Consider the following 15428-nt stretch of genomic DNA (forward strand, 5'->3'; position numbering starts at 1 on the left):
GCGAGAGCGTTTCCGCAGTTGCCCGGGAAACGCTCCTGTTGATGGCGAAACCGGTTAAGCCGGTTCCCGCGTCATGACAAGGCTTGCATTCTGCCCGCCGAACCCGAAGGAGTTGGACAGAACCGCACTCACCTGAGCATCCCGCTTCACATTCGGCACCACATCGAGCGTGATGGTCGGATCGGGATTGTTGTAGTTGATCGTCGGCGGCAGCGTGCCGGTCAGCATGGTCTGCAGCGAGAACACCGCTTCCACGGCGCCGGCGGCGGTGAGCGTATGGCCGATCATCGACTTGTTGGACGACAGCGGAATATTCTTCAGGCCCTCGCCGAAGACGGCGAGCATGGAGCCATATTCCATCTTGTCGTTCTCAGGCGTCGAAGTGCCGTGGGCGTTGATGTAACCGATATCGCTTTCGGCCACGCCCGCATCGGCCAGTGCCGCGCGGATCGTCGCAATCGCCGGGCCGCCATCGGGCGAAGAGCGCGTGCGGTGGAAGCTATCGGCCTTTTCGCCCGCACCCTTGATGATGCCGAGAACCTTCGCGCCGCGTGCAACGGCGGCTTCCAGCGATTCCAGCACCAGCGTCGCAGCACCCTCGGCGATCACGAAACCGTCGCGGTCCTTGCTGAACGGCTTGGAGGCCTTTTCCGGCGGATCGTTCTGGGTGGAAAGCGCGGAGAGAAGCGAGAAGCGGATCAGCGCCTCGGCGCTGACCGAACCGTCGGTGGCGACCGTCAGCGCCCGCTCGGTGCGGCCCTGGCGGATTGCCTCGACGCCGAGCTGGATCGCGGTCGCGCCGGATGCACAGGCCGTAGACAACGTGACCGGCAGGCCGCGTGTGCCGAAACGGTCGGAAAGACGCTCGGAAATTGCGCCGAACAGGGCGGCTTCCTGGAATGCCGGGTCGGGACGCTGGCGGAAGGCCGTCAAGAACCGTTCATAGGCGTCACCCGGCTGGGCGGCCGGCGGAGACCGGTCGGCAAGCTCGAAACGGGCGCTCCATTCCGGCTCGATAGGCGGCGCCGCGAGAAATAGCGGGCCGTCGAAATCGCCGGAGATACCGGCCTGCGCCAGTGCCTCGATGGTGGTTTCGCGCGCGAAGGCATAGGAACGCTCGACCGAATTCGGAACCGGGATATCGATGAAATCCACCGTACCGCTGATGCGGGTCGAAAGCCCCTCGGTCGGGAAACGGGTGATCTTGTGGATGCCCGATTTGCCCGATGTCAGCGCCGCCCAGTTATCGGCAAGCCCCTGCCCGAGCGAGGTGATGATGCCCATGCCGGTGACGGCGACGATGGGACGACCGAGATGATCCCTGAAATTGGAAGTCATGGTCTTTCTCCTCAAACGTCGCGGGACAGAACGGCGACACCTTCGCCGCGCACATGGCCGACGGTGGTGACGACGGCTTCGCTGGCCGCCTCGCCCATGGGCTTTTCCTCAGCCGCATCGAAGGCAGGCACCTTCGCGCCGCTTTCAAGCGTCAGCGCGGCAAGCGCCAGCCCGAGCGGAAACTGTGCTTCCAGCCCATGACCGGTGACACCGCCAAAACCGCGAATGACGGCATTCGGCAGGGCCCTTTCGAGAATATCCTTCTCGCGGGCCGTTACGCCGTCATAACCGCTCGCGCCGGAAAACACGACGGTCGCCGCACTGTCCTTGGCGGGAGCAAGCAACCGCTCCATGCGCTTTTCCATCTTGCCTTCGTCACGGCTGCCGCGGTCGCCCTCGATGGCGTCGATGCGGGCATAAATGCGTGCGCCGCGCTCGCTGGCGTGCTTGCGCGATTCCAGCACCAGGAACGCGCCGAGCGAACCGGAAACCATGCCGCCGCCTTCCTGACCTTGACGCGACCACAGCGGCTGCCAGCCGCCCTGCGCATGCGCGCCGATGGCCTCAAACAGCAGGATCATGTCGGGACGTTCCGCCGAGAAGGCGCCGCCCACCAGCGCGTGGCTCGATTCGCCGGAGCGGATGCGGTGGAACGCGGTTTCGACGGCGGAAATGCCGGCCGCTTCCTCGCCCATAAAGGTGCGGGAAGACCCGGTAACCTTGTGCACGATAGAAATATTGCCGGCCATCAGGTTGGAAAGCTGGGCGAGAAACAGCGTCGGGCGCAGCTCCGTCGTCAGCTTCTCATTGAGCAGCTTTTCGCGGTCATTACGCTTCAGCGCCTCGTCGACGATCAGCGTATCGACATTGATGTCGCGCTCACCGCCGCCGGCGGCAACGATCATGTCCATGGTGGCGCAGGCTTCGGCATCTTCCTTCAGCCCAGCATCGTCGAGCGCCAGACCGGCGGCGAAAACGCCGAGACGCTGCCAGTTTTCCATCTGGCGCTGGTCGCCGCGCTTGGCGATCTGCGCGGACCAGTCGATCTCCGGCATGGGATGGACCGGATAGGGCTTGAACTTTTCGGTCTCGACCACCGGCTCCGGCACGGCGGTTCCCGAAAGAAGCGCCACATGCGCCTGGCTGCCGACGCCGTGACAGGTCACGATGCCGACCCCTGTTATCACCACATCATTGTCAGATTTCATCGTCTGTCATCCTTTGCAGCCGGCCCCGTCGAAACGGTCACGGCTATCCAACAGCGGTCGCGAACAACCACTTCATGCGTTGCGGAATAAAGCGCGCGATGCGGATTGGCAATGGTGAAGGCCTGATCCGCCGTCGCGAGCCCACGATTTTCGTGCTCAAAAACCGAGCCGGCGGGAAAAACGCTCTCCTTCGAAACGGACGGAAACGCTTATTTCTGCGCATCCGCGGCAATCGCCGCCATCAGGCCGACTTCCTCGGCCCGCTTCTTGACGATAGGCCCAAGCCGGATTTCGCTGAAGGGCATGGTCCTGAGTTTAAGCTGCGCGTCGCAGACCTTCTTGCCATCCGAGGTGATCTTCGCCTTGGTAACTGCAAAGCCGGAACCGTCATGCTCCAGCACCGCCTCGATGTCGAGAACCGCGCCCGGCTCCACGAAGGTCCGCATCTTGGCGCCGTCGACCGACATCAGGAACGGCATGGAGGCGAAATCGGAAAACGCCAGAACCATCATGCCGGAAGCCTGCGCCATGGTCTCGATCAGAAGCACGCCCGGAACCAGCGGCATGCCGGGAAAGTGGCCTTCGAAAACCGGGCTTTTGTCGGGAACGACAGACTGCGCCTTCAACGTGCGCGTCGTCATGTCCACGGCCTCGACCTTGTCGATCATCTGAAAATATTCAAGCAGCATCCGTCCGGCCCGTCTCTGGTCGGTTAGTCATAGTTTGCCCGCAGGCGGCATCAAAAGAAAATGCCCGCCTGAAGCGGGCACTGTCAGATCAGCCCTTGGCTGCGCGCAATTCGTCGATCTTGGCGCAAAGGTTCTTCAGCACGAAATATTCTTCGGTGGAAACCTTGCCTTCGTTGACTTCCTGCGTCCACTGCTCGAGCGGAATCTTGATGCCGAATTCCTTGTCGATCGCGAAAACGATATCAAGAAAGTCGAGGCTGTCGATGCCCAGATCGTCGATCGTGTGGCTCTCCGGCGTAATGGTTTCGCGGTCGATTTCGCTGGTTTCGGCGATAATGTCGGCAACCTTGTCGAATGTAGCTGTCACGCCCATAATCCTTATTGTCGTTCGTATGAATTATCCTGTCTGACGCACCACATAGGCAAGTCGCACAAAAAAGCCAATGGTTTCGTGACGTAACTTTGAAATTTGCCCCAAAACTGTTGCCTAAACAGCAACCGAATGGCGGCCGCGTCCATTGCCGAGATAGGCGTCGAAGATTGCCGCGATATTACGCACGAAGGGCTTTCCAGCCTCCGTCACCGCAAAAATATCGGCGTCCATCCGCACTACGCCATCCTTGTCGCTTGCCGCAAAACGCTGCGCCTGGGCTCTCACGGAGTGGCTGACCTCGCCGAAACGGTGCTGCAACTGCGAAAGATCGATAGCGAAATCGCACATCAGCCTTTCGATGACATGCGAGCGCAGATGATCGTCCTGCGACAACTCTATGCCCTTGACGGCGGCAAGACCGCCCTCGCCCACCATCCGCTGATATTCCCCCGTCGCCACCATGTTCTGCACATAACCCTGCGGCAGCCTGCCGATGGATGATGCGCCAAGCCCGATCAGCGCATCGGCCGTGTCGGTCGTATATCCCTGAAAATTCCGCCGCAGGGCGCCCGCTTCGGCGGCCTGGCATAATGTATCGGTCGGCTTGGCGAAGTGATCGATGCCGATGGCCTCGTAACCCGCCTGTTTCAGCATCTCCGCCGCCATCGTCATCTGGCGGTAGCGTTCGGCAATATCCGGCAGGGCATGCTCCGGGATCAGCGACTGGTGTTTTTTCATCCACGGAACATGCGCATAACCGAAAAGCGCGATGCGATCGGGGTCGAGCGACACGATCTGGTTCACCGTCTTTTCCAATGTCCCGCAGGTCTGGAACGGCAACCCATAAAGAATGTCGCAATTGACCGAATGAACGCCCCTCGCCCGCACCGCATCCACCACGGATTTCGTCTGTTCGAAGGACTGGATGCGGTTGATGGTTTTTTGCACTTTGTCATCGAAGTCCTGAACCCCGAGGCTCGCCCGCGACATGCCGATGGCGGCAAGCGCATCGTAGCGGCTGTCATCCAGATCGTTGGGGTCCATCTCGACGCTGATCTCGGGTGCGAGGCCGAAGGTGAAATGACGCCGCAGACAGTCCATCAGGCTCTGCATGTCCTCTGGCTTCAACATGGTGGGCGAGCCGCCGCCGAAATGCACGGCACTCACCACCGCATCCGGCGAAACAAGCGCGCCGACGGCTTCGATCTCCTGCTTAAGTGCTTCAAGATAAACGGCAATCGGCTCGTATTTCAGCGTGTGCTTGGTGTGACAGGCGCAGAACCAGCACAGCCGGTCGCAATAGGGAATATGCAGATAAAGCGAGAGGCGATTCCTGTGACCGAGCGCGCCGAGCCAGCGGCGATAGGTGCCATTATCGATTCCCTCGTGGAAATGCGGCGCGGTCGGATAGCTCGTGTAGCGCGGCACTGCACCCGAATATTTGTGAAGAAGTTCGGTATTCATCGCCCGATTTGCCTTTTATCAAGAAAATGTCGATTTCCTCTCTTTCAGTAACGGCTGCGACAGTTTGCAACTTTGACTTCAATCAAATTGCACCGTAAGTTCTTGCTAAAGTAGACGCAGGGGCGACGGCTACGTGGCGAAAGCCTTGCATGAGACCGGATTTGACACCCACGGTCGTAATCGTCCCGAAAAAGCCAGCATTGGAAAAGGCTTATGGACACGCTGCAGAAGACCATCCACAATTCGGAAGAACCCGTTGTTTGCCGCTCCTGCGAGGCGCGTCACGGCGGTCTTTGCAGCACGCTGACGCCGCAGCAGCTCTGTGACCTCAATCGCCATTCCAGCCGCAAGAAACTGGAAGCGGGCAACGAGCTTCTTGGCCAGGGCGAACTCGTCACCTCCTACGGCAATATCCTGAACGGCGTGGTGAAGCTGTCGAAAATGATGTCGGACGGCCGCCAGCAGATCGTCGGCCTGCAATTCGCACCGGACTTTCTCGGCCGCCCCTTCATGGCGGAAAGCAAGATGACGGCGGAAGCCGCAACCGATGTGGAAATTTGTCTCTTCCCGCGCCGCGTCGTCGACCGGATGGTTTCCGAAGTGCCCGATATGGAACGCAAGCTCCACAGCCAGTCCCTGAAGGAACTGGACGAGGCGCGCGACTGGATGCTGACGCTGGGGCGCAAATCGGCGCAGGAAAAGGTTGCCAGCTTCCTTTATATGATCGCCACCCATATCGACCCGGAAAACGACGACAAATCCTGCTTTGACCTGCCGCTTTCACGCGCCGACATCGCGGATTTCCTCGGTCTCACCATCGAGACAGTTAGCCGGCAAATGACAAAGCTGCGCAAGGAAGGCATTATCCGCATCGAGAACAACCGCCATATCACGGTGCCGGACCTCGACGCCCTCAGCGAAGCCGCCGGCAACGACTGACGAAATCTGCCCTGTTACCGCCCTTCAAGTGCGGGAGCACCAAAATTGATGTGTGGCGCCCGCGCCTGAGCGGGTGCGAGCGCAAAACTGGCAAGAACCAGCAGAGCGGCGATGCATTTCATGATATTTCACCCCGTGCCCCGCTTTTCCAGCGGCCTGTTTGTTATGGCTGCATCATAAGCGGCAAACCGCATCCATCCGCTTAACATCTTGGGTAAGCGGATGGTTCAGAGGCAGGGTAAAAAAGGGGTTATGATTGCCGCTCATCCCGCAAGACAGAGCCATCAAAACAAATCAGACTTTCGATGCAAGCAACAACAGGACAAGGGAGAGAGGGCTAGACGTGCCAGACAGCACAAAAGCGAATACGCAGGCGACCCCGTAACTCAGCCACCCCAAACGATATCGCGTGGCCGCACCACACAAGCAGACTAAAATATTCAGAACAAAGATCGATATACCTAGGTACATCGACGGCCTCACCTCGAATAAGCGCAGGACAAGAGGCAGAAAGCCCAACAAAACTACAAAAACTAAAAGCACTTTTGGATTGCGCATTTCGATCAAAACCGGTTTCGCAAAATATGGTGCCAAAGCTGCCATAGGCGATGGCCATAGCATGTATTGATTTGGATTTATTGCGAGGCGGCAGGCGTCGCGACCGGCTTCTGGTTTTCGGCAAGCGCCCGCAGCTCGGCCACCTTGCGATTGTATTCGGCTTCCGAAATCTGGCCATTGCGCCGTGCAGCACCCAGACGCGAAAGATTTGTTTCCATCTTGGAGGCCTCGTCATCGCCCATCTGGCTGCCTGCGGCCGTCAGCGGCTGGGAAAAGGTCGGATAGGTGCCGGTGTCGCGCTTCTGGCTCACCGCGGTGTCGCTGACGGGGCGCGGACCAACGATTTCGGTCGTCGGGCGGCGCATATGGGCAGGTGCCACGATCGGCTCCGGGGTCTTGCAGGCAGCAAGCGTGGTGACGAGCATGGCGCCGGAGAGCGAAAGCACAGCGATTCTCGCGGCATTTTCCGCATATGTTCCGAATGTGCCCATCTGCTTGCCCATCGTCATGTTCCGCCTGTAAGGTTATCTGCCGATATCGAATTCGACCGCGGTTCGGCCCTTTGCGGCCTCCCCTTGCTGGTGGAACTTGTATTCGTTTTCATGCAGAATGTGCAAACACAAATTTGGTGGAGGATCGTGCATGGCAGGTGTTGACGGCGGGGCTGGGAAAAAGGGTCGCAAAACGCCCGGCTTCGACGCCAGTTCCGCCGAGGCCTACCTGATCCGCGACCCTGAAGCCTTCGCGATCAACATCGCCCGCGCGCTCGAAAATCTCGGGAAGGCCGCCTCCGAATGGCTGGCGCCGCGCGAACGCGGTGAAATCCCCCAGGCAAGCGCCGATCCGGTAACCGATCTGGTCAAGACGCTCTCCGATGTCGCCGAATACTGGATGGCCGAACCGAAGCGGTCGCTGGAGGCGCAGACCCATCTTCTCTCCAGCTATTACGATCTGTGGGCGAAATCGGTGGCGCAGTTTTCCGGCGATGCCGATTCGGCCCCGCAAAAACCCGCCGAAAGCGGCCCTGCGGAACGCAGGAGCAGGCGTTTTGCCGATGCCGACTGGCAGGCAAATCCGTTCTTCGATTTTCTCCTGAAAGCCTACCAGACCACCGTTGGTTTCGCCGACCGGATGGTGACGGAGGCCGATGGGCTGGACGAACATACCCGCACCAAGGCGCTGTTTTATATGCGCCAGGTGACGGAGGCCCTTTCGCCGGCCAATTTCGTCTTCACCAATCCGCAGGTTTTTCGCGAAACGGTCGCCTCCAGCGGCGCCAATCTCGTCAAGGGCATGGCGCAGCTGGCCGAGGATGTAGCGGCCGGCAATGGCCATCTGAAACTGCGCCAGACCGATTACAGCAAATTCGTCATCGGCCAGAATATCGCCGTCACGCCGGGCAAGGTGGTGGCAAAAAGCCCGCTCTGCGAAATCATCCATTATGCGCCGACGACGCAGAAGGCCTTCAAACGGCCTTTGCTAATCGTGCCGCCATGGATCAACAAATTCTACATCCTCGATCTCAACCCGCAGAAATCCTTCGTCGGCTGGTGCCTCGAGCAGGGTCACAGCGTCTTCATGGTCTCCTGGATCAACCCGGATGCCCGCCTCGCCGACAAGGGCTGGGATGATTACGTTCGCGAAGGCATCGATTTTGCGCTTGATACCATCGAGGAGCGGACCGGCGAAAAAGAAATCAACGCCATCGGTTATTGCGTCGGCGGCACGCTTTTATCTTCCGCGCTGGCGCTGCATGCGCAGGAAGGCAATGAGCGCATCCGCAGCGCCACGCTGCTGGCCGCCCAGACCGATTTCATCCATGCCGGCGATCTCAAGGTCTTTATCGACGAAGGCCAGCTGGCGGCGCTCGACAAGCACATGCAGGCGGTCGGTTATCTCGACGGCTCGATCATGGCGACCGTCTTCAACATGCTGCGCGCCTCCGATCTCATCTGGCCCTATGTGGTCGATAATTACCTGCGCGGCGCCGAGCCCCTGCCCTTCGACCTGCTCTACTGGAACTCCGATTCGACCCGGGTGACGGCCGCCAGCCACTCTTTTTATCTGCGCAATTGTTACCTCGAGAACAATCTCGCCCGCGGGCTGATGCGGGTCGCCGGCAAGCGGATCAATCTCGGCGACATCAAAATCCCGGTCTATGACCTCGCCACCCGCGACGATCATATCGCGCCGGCGAAATCGGTCTTCACGGGTGCTGCGCTGTTCGGCGGCCCGGTGGAATTCGTGCTCGGCGCTTCCGGCCACATAGCCGGCGTCATCAATCCACCGCAGCTTGAAAAATACCAATATTGGACAGGCCCGTCACCGGCCGGAGACTTTGACGGCTGGCAGGCCGCCGCCACCCCGCACAAAGGCTCCTGGTGGGTGCACTGGCAGAACTGGATCGAAAGCCAGAGCGCTGAAAAGGTGACGGCGCGAAAACCGGAAGACGGCAAGCGCCCCGTGCTCGGCGATGCGCCGGGAACCTATGTCCTCTCCTGACCGCACCCATCATTTCTCATCTTTCAGGCCACATGTTCTTCACGCCCCCGCTTACTCCCGCCACGCTGATCGCCCGCTACAAGCGTTTCCTGTTCGACGCCATTCTGGAAGACGGCACCGCGATCACCGGCTCCTGCCCCAATACCGGCTCCATGCGCGGGCTCACGGCTCCGGGCTCCCGCATATGGCTGTCGGAACATGACAGCCCGACCCGCAAGTACCGGCACATGCTGGAAATGGTCGAGGCCGATGGCACCACGGTCGGCATTAATACCGGCATGCCGAACCGGTTGGCGGAAGAAGCGATCCTGAACGGCCGCATCCCTGAACTTGGCGGCTATTCGACGATCCGGCGCGAACAGAAATACGGCCGCAATTCCCGCATCGATTTCCTGTTGTCCGAGCCCGGCCGGCCGGACGCCTATGTGGAAGTCAAGAACGTGCATTTCATGCGCGAGCAAGGCCTCGCCGAATTTCCCGATACCGCCACCAAACGCGGCGCGAAACATCTGGAGGAACTGGGTGACGCTGCGGAAGCCGGTTACCGTTCGGTGATGCTCTATCTCATCCAGCGCGACGATTGCGACCGGATGCGCATCTGCGACGATCTCGATCCCGTCTATGCGCTGGCGTTTCAGCGGGCGATGGCGCGCGGCGTAGAGGCCTATGCGGTGAAATGCACGGTCTCCCCGGCACAAATTTCGGTCAGCGGAACGGTTAAGATGGACGAATGGCGTCCGGCTGTTTTATGAACAGGGACGTAAAGAGACAGAAAGCACCAAAATGGTCACCTATATCGACGCAGCCTCCGCCCCCCTCAAGAATACCGGCGTTATCCGCCTCTATACCGCTGAGGACTTCGACGGGATGCGCAAGGCGTGCCAGCTGACGGCGCGTTGCCTCGATGAACTTGCCGCAATCGTCAAGCCGGGCGTGACGACCGACGCCATTGATCGTTTCGTCTTCGAATTCGGCGCCGACCACGGCGCGCTGCCGGCAACGCTGAATTATCGCGGCTATACCAAATCCGTCTGCACCTCGATCAACCACGTCGTCTGCCACGGCATTCCGGATGAAAAGCCGCTGCGCGAAGGCGATATCGTCAATATCGACGTGACCTATGTGCTTGACGGATGGCATGGCGATTCGAGCCGCATGTATCCGGTCGGCCAGATCAAGCGCGCCGCCGAGCGGCTGATGGAAGTGACCTATGAATGCCTGCTGCGCGGCATCGCGGCGGTGAAGCCCGGCGTGCGCACCGGCGCAATCGGCGCGGCAATCCAGGCCTATGCGGAAGCCGAGCGCTGCTCCGTCGTGCGCGATTTCTGCGGCCATGGCGTCGGACGCCTGTTCCACGACACGCCGAACATCCTGCATTACGGCCGCCCGGACGAAGGCCCGGAAATCCGCGAAGGCATGATCTTCACCATCGAGCCGATGATCAATCTCGGCAAACCGCATGTGAAGGTGCTTTCCGACGGCTGGACGGCGGTAACGCGCGACCGGTCGCTCTCCGCCCAATATGAACATGCCGTCGGCGTCACGGCCACGGGCTGCGAAATCTTCACACTGTCGCCCGGCGGCTTCGACCGTCCGGGCCTGCCGCCGCTTCCCCCCGCATAAGGCCAGACCCGCCTATGGCAAAACGCCCCGCCCCGCCTTCCGCCGATCTTTCCAAAACTCCCGGCTTTCAGGCGGGCGAAGGCGATCTGTTCAACGGAGCGGATGAGCGCGGCTTTTTCGCCGAATCGCGAAGCGGCGCGAAAAGGCCGGCAGCCATGGTCGAACAGGAAACGGATGCCGCCCATTATCACGGACATCGCGACCGGCTGCGGGCGCGTTATCGCGATGGCGGCGACGCGGCGCTCGCCGATTACGAATTGTTGGAGCTTCTTCTCTTCCGGCTGATCCCGAGGCGCGATACCAAACCTATCGCCAAGGCCCTGATCGCCCGTTTCGGGACGCTTGGCGGCGTGCTCGGCGCGCCCTTGCCGTTGTTGCAGGAGGTGAAGGGCGTGGGCGAAACCGTGGCGCTCGATCTGAAGCTCGTCGCCTCCGTTTCCCAGCGCATGCTGAAAAGCGAAATCCGCAACAAGCAGGTGCTCGGCTCCTGGTCCTCAGTCATCGATTATTGCCACGCCGCCATGGCCCATGAAACGCGCGAACAGTTCCGCGTCCTGTTCCTCGACAAGCGCAACGTCCTGATCGCCGATGAGGTGCAGGGTCAGGGAACAGTGGATCATACGCCGGTCTACCCGCGCGAAGTGGTGCGCCGCGCCCTTGAACTTTCATCTACCGCCTTGATTTTAATACATAATCATCCAAGTGGAGACCCCACCCCTTCGCGCGCGGATATCGAGATGACCAAGACCATCATCGATACGGCAAAGCCGCTCGGCATCACCGTCCACGACCACATCATCATCGGCAAGGACGGCCACGCCAGTTTCAAAGGCCTTCGGTTGATTTGAAGTAGACGCGAAAGTTTAAGAAGAGCTGCAACCCATAGGAGCGGCATCAACACAAAATTAACACCTATAAATTAGCATTTCCGAAAATAATAAATCAAGGCATCGAACCTTGATGCCTGAAGGAACGGGGGTGCTTTATGTTTAATGGAGTGCGTTTCTTTCGCGATAGATCTGGCTCGTCTGCTGTCGAGTTCGCCATCGTCGCACCGATATTCTTTCTCGTCCTGCTCACCATGATCGCCTATGGCATTTATCTGATGGCGGCCTATTCGGTGCAGCAGATCGCCGCCGACGCGGCGCGCACAGCGGTTGCCGGCCTCAATACGACCGAGCGCCAGCAGCTTGCCCGGGATTTCGTCACCAAAAGCGACCTCAGCTACGCCTTCATGGACAAGAGCCGCTTCACCGTCAATGTCGCGACGGATCCCGCCAATGCCAACCAGTTCACGGTGAAGGTCGAATATGACGCCCGCGATCTGCCGATCTGGAGCCTCTACAGCTACACCCTGCCCGAGCCGGTCATCCGGCGTTTTTCCACCATCCGGATCGGAGGAGCATGACATGCGAGATTTTCATTCCCTGCTTCCCCGCTTCCTCAAGGACAAAACGGGCAACATCGCCATTTCGGCGGGGCTCACCGCACCGCTCTTCATCGGCATATTGGCGCTCGGCGTCGACTACGGTTATCTGACATTGCAAAAACGGCAATTGCAGCAGACCGCCGATCTCGCAGCCATATCGGCAGCAGCCAACGCCACGGACGCCGAAAAGGCGGTTCAGCAATATTTCGCCCTCAATGGCATGGATCTCGGTGTCAGGACGGCGCAGGGACTTTTGACCGAAAAGGGCCTGCAACCCTTCGACCCGCTGAATGAATTCGCCAACAGCAAGGGTTATGCCGAGGTCATCAAAGGTCATTACGAGCCGGATGCGACTGTCCCGGTCGGCCAGCGTTTCGTCGATAACGCCCTGCCCACCAATGCGATAAAGGTGAACATCGTCGAACAGGGCCAGATATTCTTCGCTTCCGCCTTCACCAAGCCGCCAAAGGTCTCGGCGGTCGGAACGGCCTCGTCCCAAAGGATCGCGGCATTTTCGGTGGGATCGCGCCTCGCCAGCCTCGATGAGGGAATTCTCAACAGCCTGCTCGGCGGTCTGCTCGGCACCACGGTTTCATTGAAACTCATGGATTATCAGGCGCTTCTCGCCGCCGATGTCAATGCGCTCAAGATCGTCGAGGCGCTGGCCATCGATCTCAACCTCACCGCCGGCACCTATAAGGATGTTCTGAAGACGGAAATCAGCTACGGCAAATTCCTCGACGTACTGACGAAAACCGCAGGCTTGCAGCCGGCGGTCGTCAACATTTTGAATACGCTGCAAAAAACCGTCAACAAGAGCAACGTGAAGATCAAGCTCGAGGAGATACTCAATCTCGGCCCGTTCTCGGACAAGCTGATCGGTACGGGCGAAAACCTCAAGGTCACCGCCGGCGTCTTCGATCTCATCAATGCCGCCGCCGTGGCGGGCAATGGCGGTAACCAGCTGGGGCTTAACATCAACGCCAATCTTCTCGGCCTCGCCTCGGTCAAGGCAACGCTCGCCATCGGTGAACCGCCGGTCGAAACGCCGTCGCTCGCCGTTGGCGGTCAGGGCACCATCGTGCGTACTGCACAGACCCGGCTGGCGGTCAACGTCGTGGTGGACGGGCTTCAGGCCATTGCCGGCCTCAAGGTCAATCTCCCGCTTTATGTGGAAGTCGCCCATGCCGAAGCGCGGCTTGCCGATATTCGCTGCACGGGTGGCGGACAGGGCACCGTCGATGTCGAGGTCGTTCCCGGCATTGCCGAAATCGCCCTTGGCAATGTCGATACCACTGCCTTTGCCAATTTCGGCAGGGACCCGCGCGTCACCAAGGCCGCAATCGTGGATTCAGCACTGCTCGCCATCAATGGCAGCGCCCTCATCAACGCCACCAATATGACCAAGAGCAAGCTGACCTTCACGCAGTCCGATATTACCCAGGCCAAGATCAAGAGCGTCTCCACCAAGGACACAGTCACCACTCTTGTCAGTTCACTGCTGAAAAACCTCAACCTGGATATAAGGCTTCTCTTCCTCAACCTGGATTTGGGAGGTCTGGCGGGCATTCAGTCGGCGCTTGCCAACACGCTCGCGGCAGTCACCGCTCCGGTCGATCAGCTGCTCTACAACGTGCTTCTGGTTCTCGGCGTCAAGATCGGCGAAGCCGATGTGCGGGTCACGGATGTCCGCTGCCAGCAGCCGGCGCTGGTGCAATAGAGCATGTCTCCCAAAAGTGTGCAGCGGTTTTGGGACAAAGACATGCGTAAAAACAAAAATATAAAGCGCGTCGCATGAATCAGATTAAACGCGAGGCGCTTTAGGTCAGCGCCGCGCACGAAAAAGCCGCCGGAGGGTCTCCCGGCGGCTTTTTTGTTTATGGTGTCAGATCAGGCGTTGGCGATTGCCAGACGCTTCTCATCGCGGCCGCTCTTCATGCGCTCGGACAGCAGGAAGGCCAGTTCCAGCGCCTGATCGGCATTGAGGCGCGGATCGCAATGGGTGTGGTAACGGTCGGACAGCGAATCCGCCGTCACGGCGCGCGCACCGCCCGTGCATTCCGTCACGTCCTTGCCTGTCATCTCGATATGGATGCCGCCCGGATGCGTGCCTTCAGCGCGGTGGATCTGGAAGAAGCTTTCGACTTCCGACAGGATGCGCTCGAACGGACGCGTCTTGTAGTGGTTGAGCGTGATCGTGTTGCCATGCATCGGATCGCAGGACCAGACGACCTTGCGGCCTTCCTTCTCGACAGCGCGGATGAGCTTCGGCAGACTGTCCGCCACCTTGTCATGGCCGAAACGGCAAATCAGCGTCAGGCGGCCGGCCTCGTTTGCCGGGTTCAGCGCATCGATCAGCTCGATCAGATTGTCGGGCGTCAGCGACGGACCGCATTTCAGGCCGATCGGGTTCTTGATGCCACGGAAATATTCCACATGCGCATGGTTGAGCTGGCGCGTGCGGTCGCCGATCCACAGCATGTGGCCGGATGTGGCATACCAGTCACCGGAGGTGGAATCGACGCGGGTCAGCGCCTCTTCGTAACCGAGCAGCAGCGCCTCATGGCTGGTGAAGAAGTCGGTCTCACGCAGGCTCGGATTATTGTCCGCGCTGATGCCGATCGCCTTCATGAAGTCCATGGTTTCGGAAATCCGGTCGGCCAGCTTGCGGTAACGGTCCGCCTGCGGGCTGTCCTTGATGAAGCCGAGCATCCACTGGTGAACGTTTTCAAGGTTGGCGTAACCACCCATCGCGAAAGCGCGCAGCAGGTTCAGCGTCGCCGCCGACTGGCGGTAGGCGTCGAGCTGGCGCTCCGGGTTCGGGATGCGCGAGGCCTCGTTGAATTCGATGCCGTTGATGATGTCGCCGCGGTAAGACGGCAGCGTCACGCCATCCTGCGCTTCCACGTTGGAAGAGCGCGGCTTGGCGAACTGACCGGCAATGCGGCCGACCTTTACGACGGGCAGCTGCGCGCCATAGGTCAGCACGACGGCCATCTGCAGGAAGGCACGGAAGAAGTCGCGGATGTTGTCCGCGCCATGCTCGAGGAAGCTTTCGGCGCAATCCCCGCCCTGCAGCAGGAAGGCGTTGCCTTCAGCCACATTGGCGAGCTGCTTCTTCAGGCGGCGGGCTTCGCCGGCAAAGACCAGAGGCGGATAGGTCGCAAGCGTGGCTTCCGTTGCCGCAAGTGCTGCCGCATCCGGATATTCGGGAACCTGCTGGATCGGTTTCTGCCGCCAGCTGCCGGGGGTCCAATTCTGTGCCATGTTCTCACCCTTTTCTCGCCCACGCGACGTCGCGCGGC

14 protein-coding genes are annotated in these 15428 nt (G+C 60.0%); 7 read left to right on the forward strand and 7 right to left on the reverse strand.

All coding sequences use genetic code 11. The annotated features are described in order from the left end of the window. Nucleotides 1-54: 54 nt before the first annotated feature. From BTE54_RS15335 to hemN, 5 genes are all read right to left on the reverse strand, one after another. Complete coding sequence (locus BTE54_RS15335; RefSeq protein ID WP_059758707.1) at nt 55-1338, reverse strand: beta-ketoacyl-ACP synthase; 1284 nt, start codon at nt 1336-1338, stop codon at nt 55-57. 11 nt (nt 1339-1349) lie between these two features. Then, on the reverse strand, nt 1350-2546 hold the full coding sequence (locus BTE54_RS15340; protein ID WP_078053025.1) for a beta-ketoacyl-ACP synthase: 1197 nt from the start codon (nt 2544-2546) through the stop codon (nt 1350-1352). A 209-nt stretch (nt 2547-2755) separates the two neighbouring features. Beyond that, nucleotides 2756-3235 (reverse strand): 3-hydroxyacyl-ACP dehydratase FabZ family protein, encoded by a 480-nt coding sequence (locus BTE54_RS15345; protein ID WP_078053026.1) that lies wholly within the window; start codon nt 3233-3235, stop codon nt 2756-2758. Nucleotides 3236-3323: 88 nt separating this feature from the next. Next, nucleotides 3324-3608, reverse strand: a complete 285-nt coding sequence (locus tag BTE54_RS15350) for an acyl carrier protein (RefSeq protein ID WP_003495848.1) — start codon at nt 3606-3608, stop codon at nt 3324-3326. A gap of 114 nt (nt 3609-3722) precedes the next feature. Then, the gene (gene hemN, locus BTE54_RS15355; RefSeq protein WP_078053027.1) at nt 3723-5072 is read right to left on the reverse strand and encodes an oxygen-independent coproporphyrinogen III oxidase; all 1350 of its coding nucleotides are present in this window, start codon (nt 5070-5072) and stop codon (nt 3723-3725) included. Nucleotides 5073-5285: 213 nt separating this feature from the next. Between hemN and fnrN the strand changes: the two genes are divergently transcribed. Next, nucleotides 5286-6011, forward strand: coding sequence for a transcriptional regulator FnrN (fnrN, locus tag BTE54_RS15360; protein ID WP_004441967.1), 726 nt, complete (start codon nt 5286-5288; stop codon nt 6009-6011). A gap of 635 nt (nt 6012-6646) precedes the next feature. Here fnrN and BTE54_RS15365 read toward each other — a convergent pair. Continuing rightward, complete coding sequence (locus BTE54_RS15365; RefSeq protein ID WP_245316604.1) at nt 6647-7072, reverse strand: hypothetical protein; 426 nt, start codon at nt 7070-7072, stop codon at nt 6647-6649. A 139-nt stretch (nt 7073-7211) separates the two neighbouring features. Here BTE54_RS15365 and phaC point away from each other — a divergent pair, with 139 nt between their 5' ends. The 6 genes from phaC to BTE54_RS15395 all read left to right on the forward strand — a co-directional run bounded on the left by phaC (nt 7212) and on the right by BTE54_RS15395 (nt 13843). Then, on the forward strand, nt 7212-9071 hold the full coding sequence (gene phaC / locus BTE54_RS15370; protein ID WP_078053029.1) for a class I poly(R)-hydroxyalkanoic acid synthase: 1860 nt from the start codon (nt 7212-7214) through the stop codon (nt 9069-9071). A 32-nt stretch (nt 9072-9103) separates the two neighbouring features. Then, nucleotides 9104-9823, forward strand: coding sequence for a DNA/RNA nuclease SfsA (gene sfsA, locus BTE54_RS15375; protein ID WP_078053030.1), 720 nt, complete (start codon nt 9104-9106; stop codon nt 9821-9823). Between the two features lie 31 nt (nt 9824-9854). Beyond that, on the forward strand, nt 9855-10694 hold the full coding sequence (map, locus tag BTE54_RS15380) for a type I methionyl aminopeptidase (protein WP_078053031.1): 840 nt from the start codon (nt 9855-9857) through the stop codon (nt 10692-10694). Between the two features lie 14 nt (nt 10695-10708). Further along, nucleotides 10709-11542, forward strand: coding sequence for a DNA repair protein RadC (gene radC / locus BTE54_RS15385; protein WP_065654999.1), 834 nt, complete (start codon nt 10709-10711; stop codon nt 11540-11542). Between the two features lie 137 nt (nt 11543-11679). Further along, the gene (locus BTE54_RS15390; protein WP_078053032.1) at nt 11680-12102 is read left to right on the forward strand and encodes a TadE/TadG family type IV pilus assembly protein; all 423 of its coding nucleotides are present in this window, start codon (nt 11680-11682) and stop codon (nt 12100-12102) included. A 1-nt stretch (nt 12103) separates the two neighbouring features. After that, nucleotides 12104-13843 carry a TadG family pilus assembly protein gene (locus BTE54_RS15395; RefSeq protein WP_078053033.1) on the forward strand — a complete coding sequence of 580 codons (1740 nt, stop codon included), beginning with the start codon at nt 12104-12106 and terminating at the stop codon, nt 13841-13843. A gap of 170 nt (nt 13844-14013) precedes the next feature. Here BTE54_RS15395 and BTE54_RS15400 read toward each other — a convergent pair whose 3' ends face one another. Further along, nucleotides 14014-15390, reverse strand: a complete 1377-nt coding sequence (locus BTE54_RS15400; protein WP_078053034.1) for a 3-deoxy-7-phosphoheptulonate synthase class II — start codon at nt 15388-15390, stop codon at nt 14014-14016. Nucleotides 15391-15428 lie beyond the last annotated feature (38 nt).

It is taken from the genome of Agrobacterium sp. YIC 4121 (assembly GCF_002008205.1).
Taxonomy (GTDB): Bacteria; Pseudomonadota; Alphaproteobacteria; order Rhizobiales; family Rhizobiaceae; genus Agrobacterium; species Agrobacterium leguminum.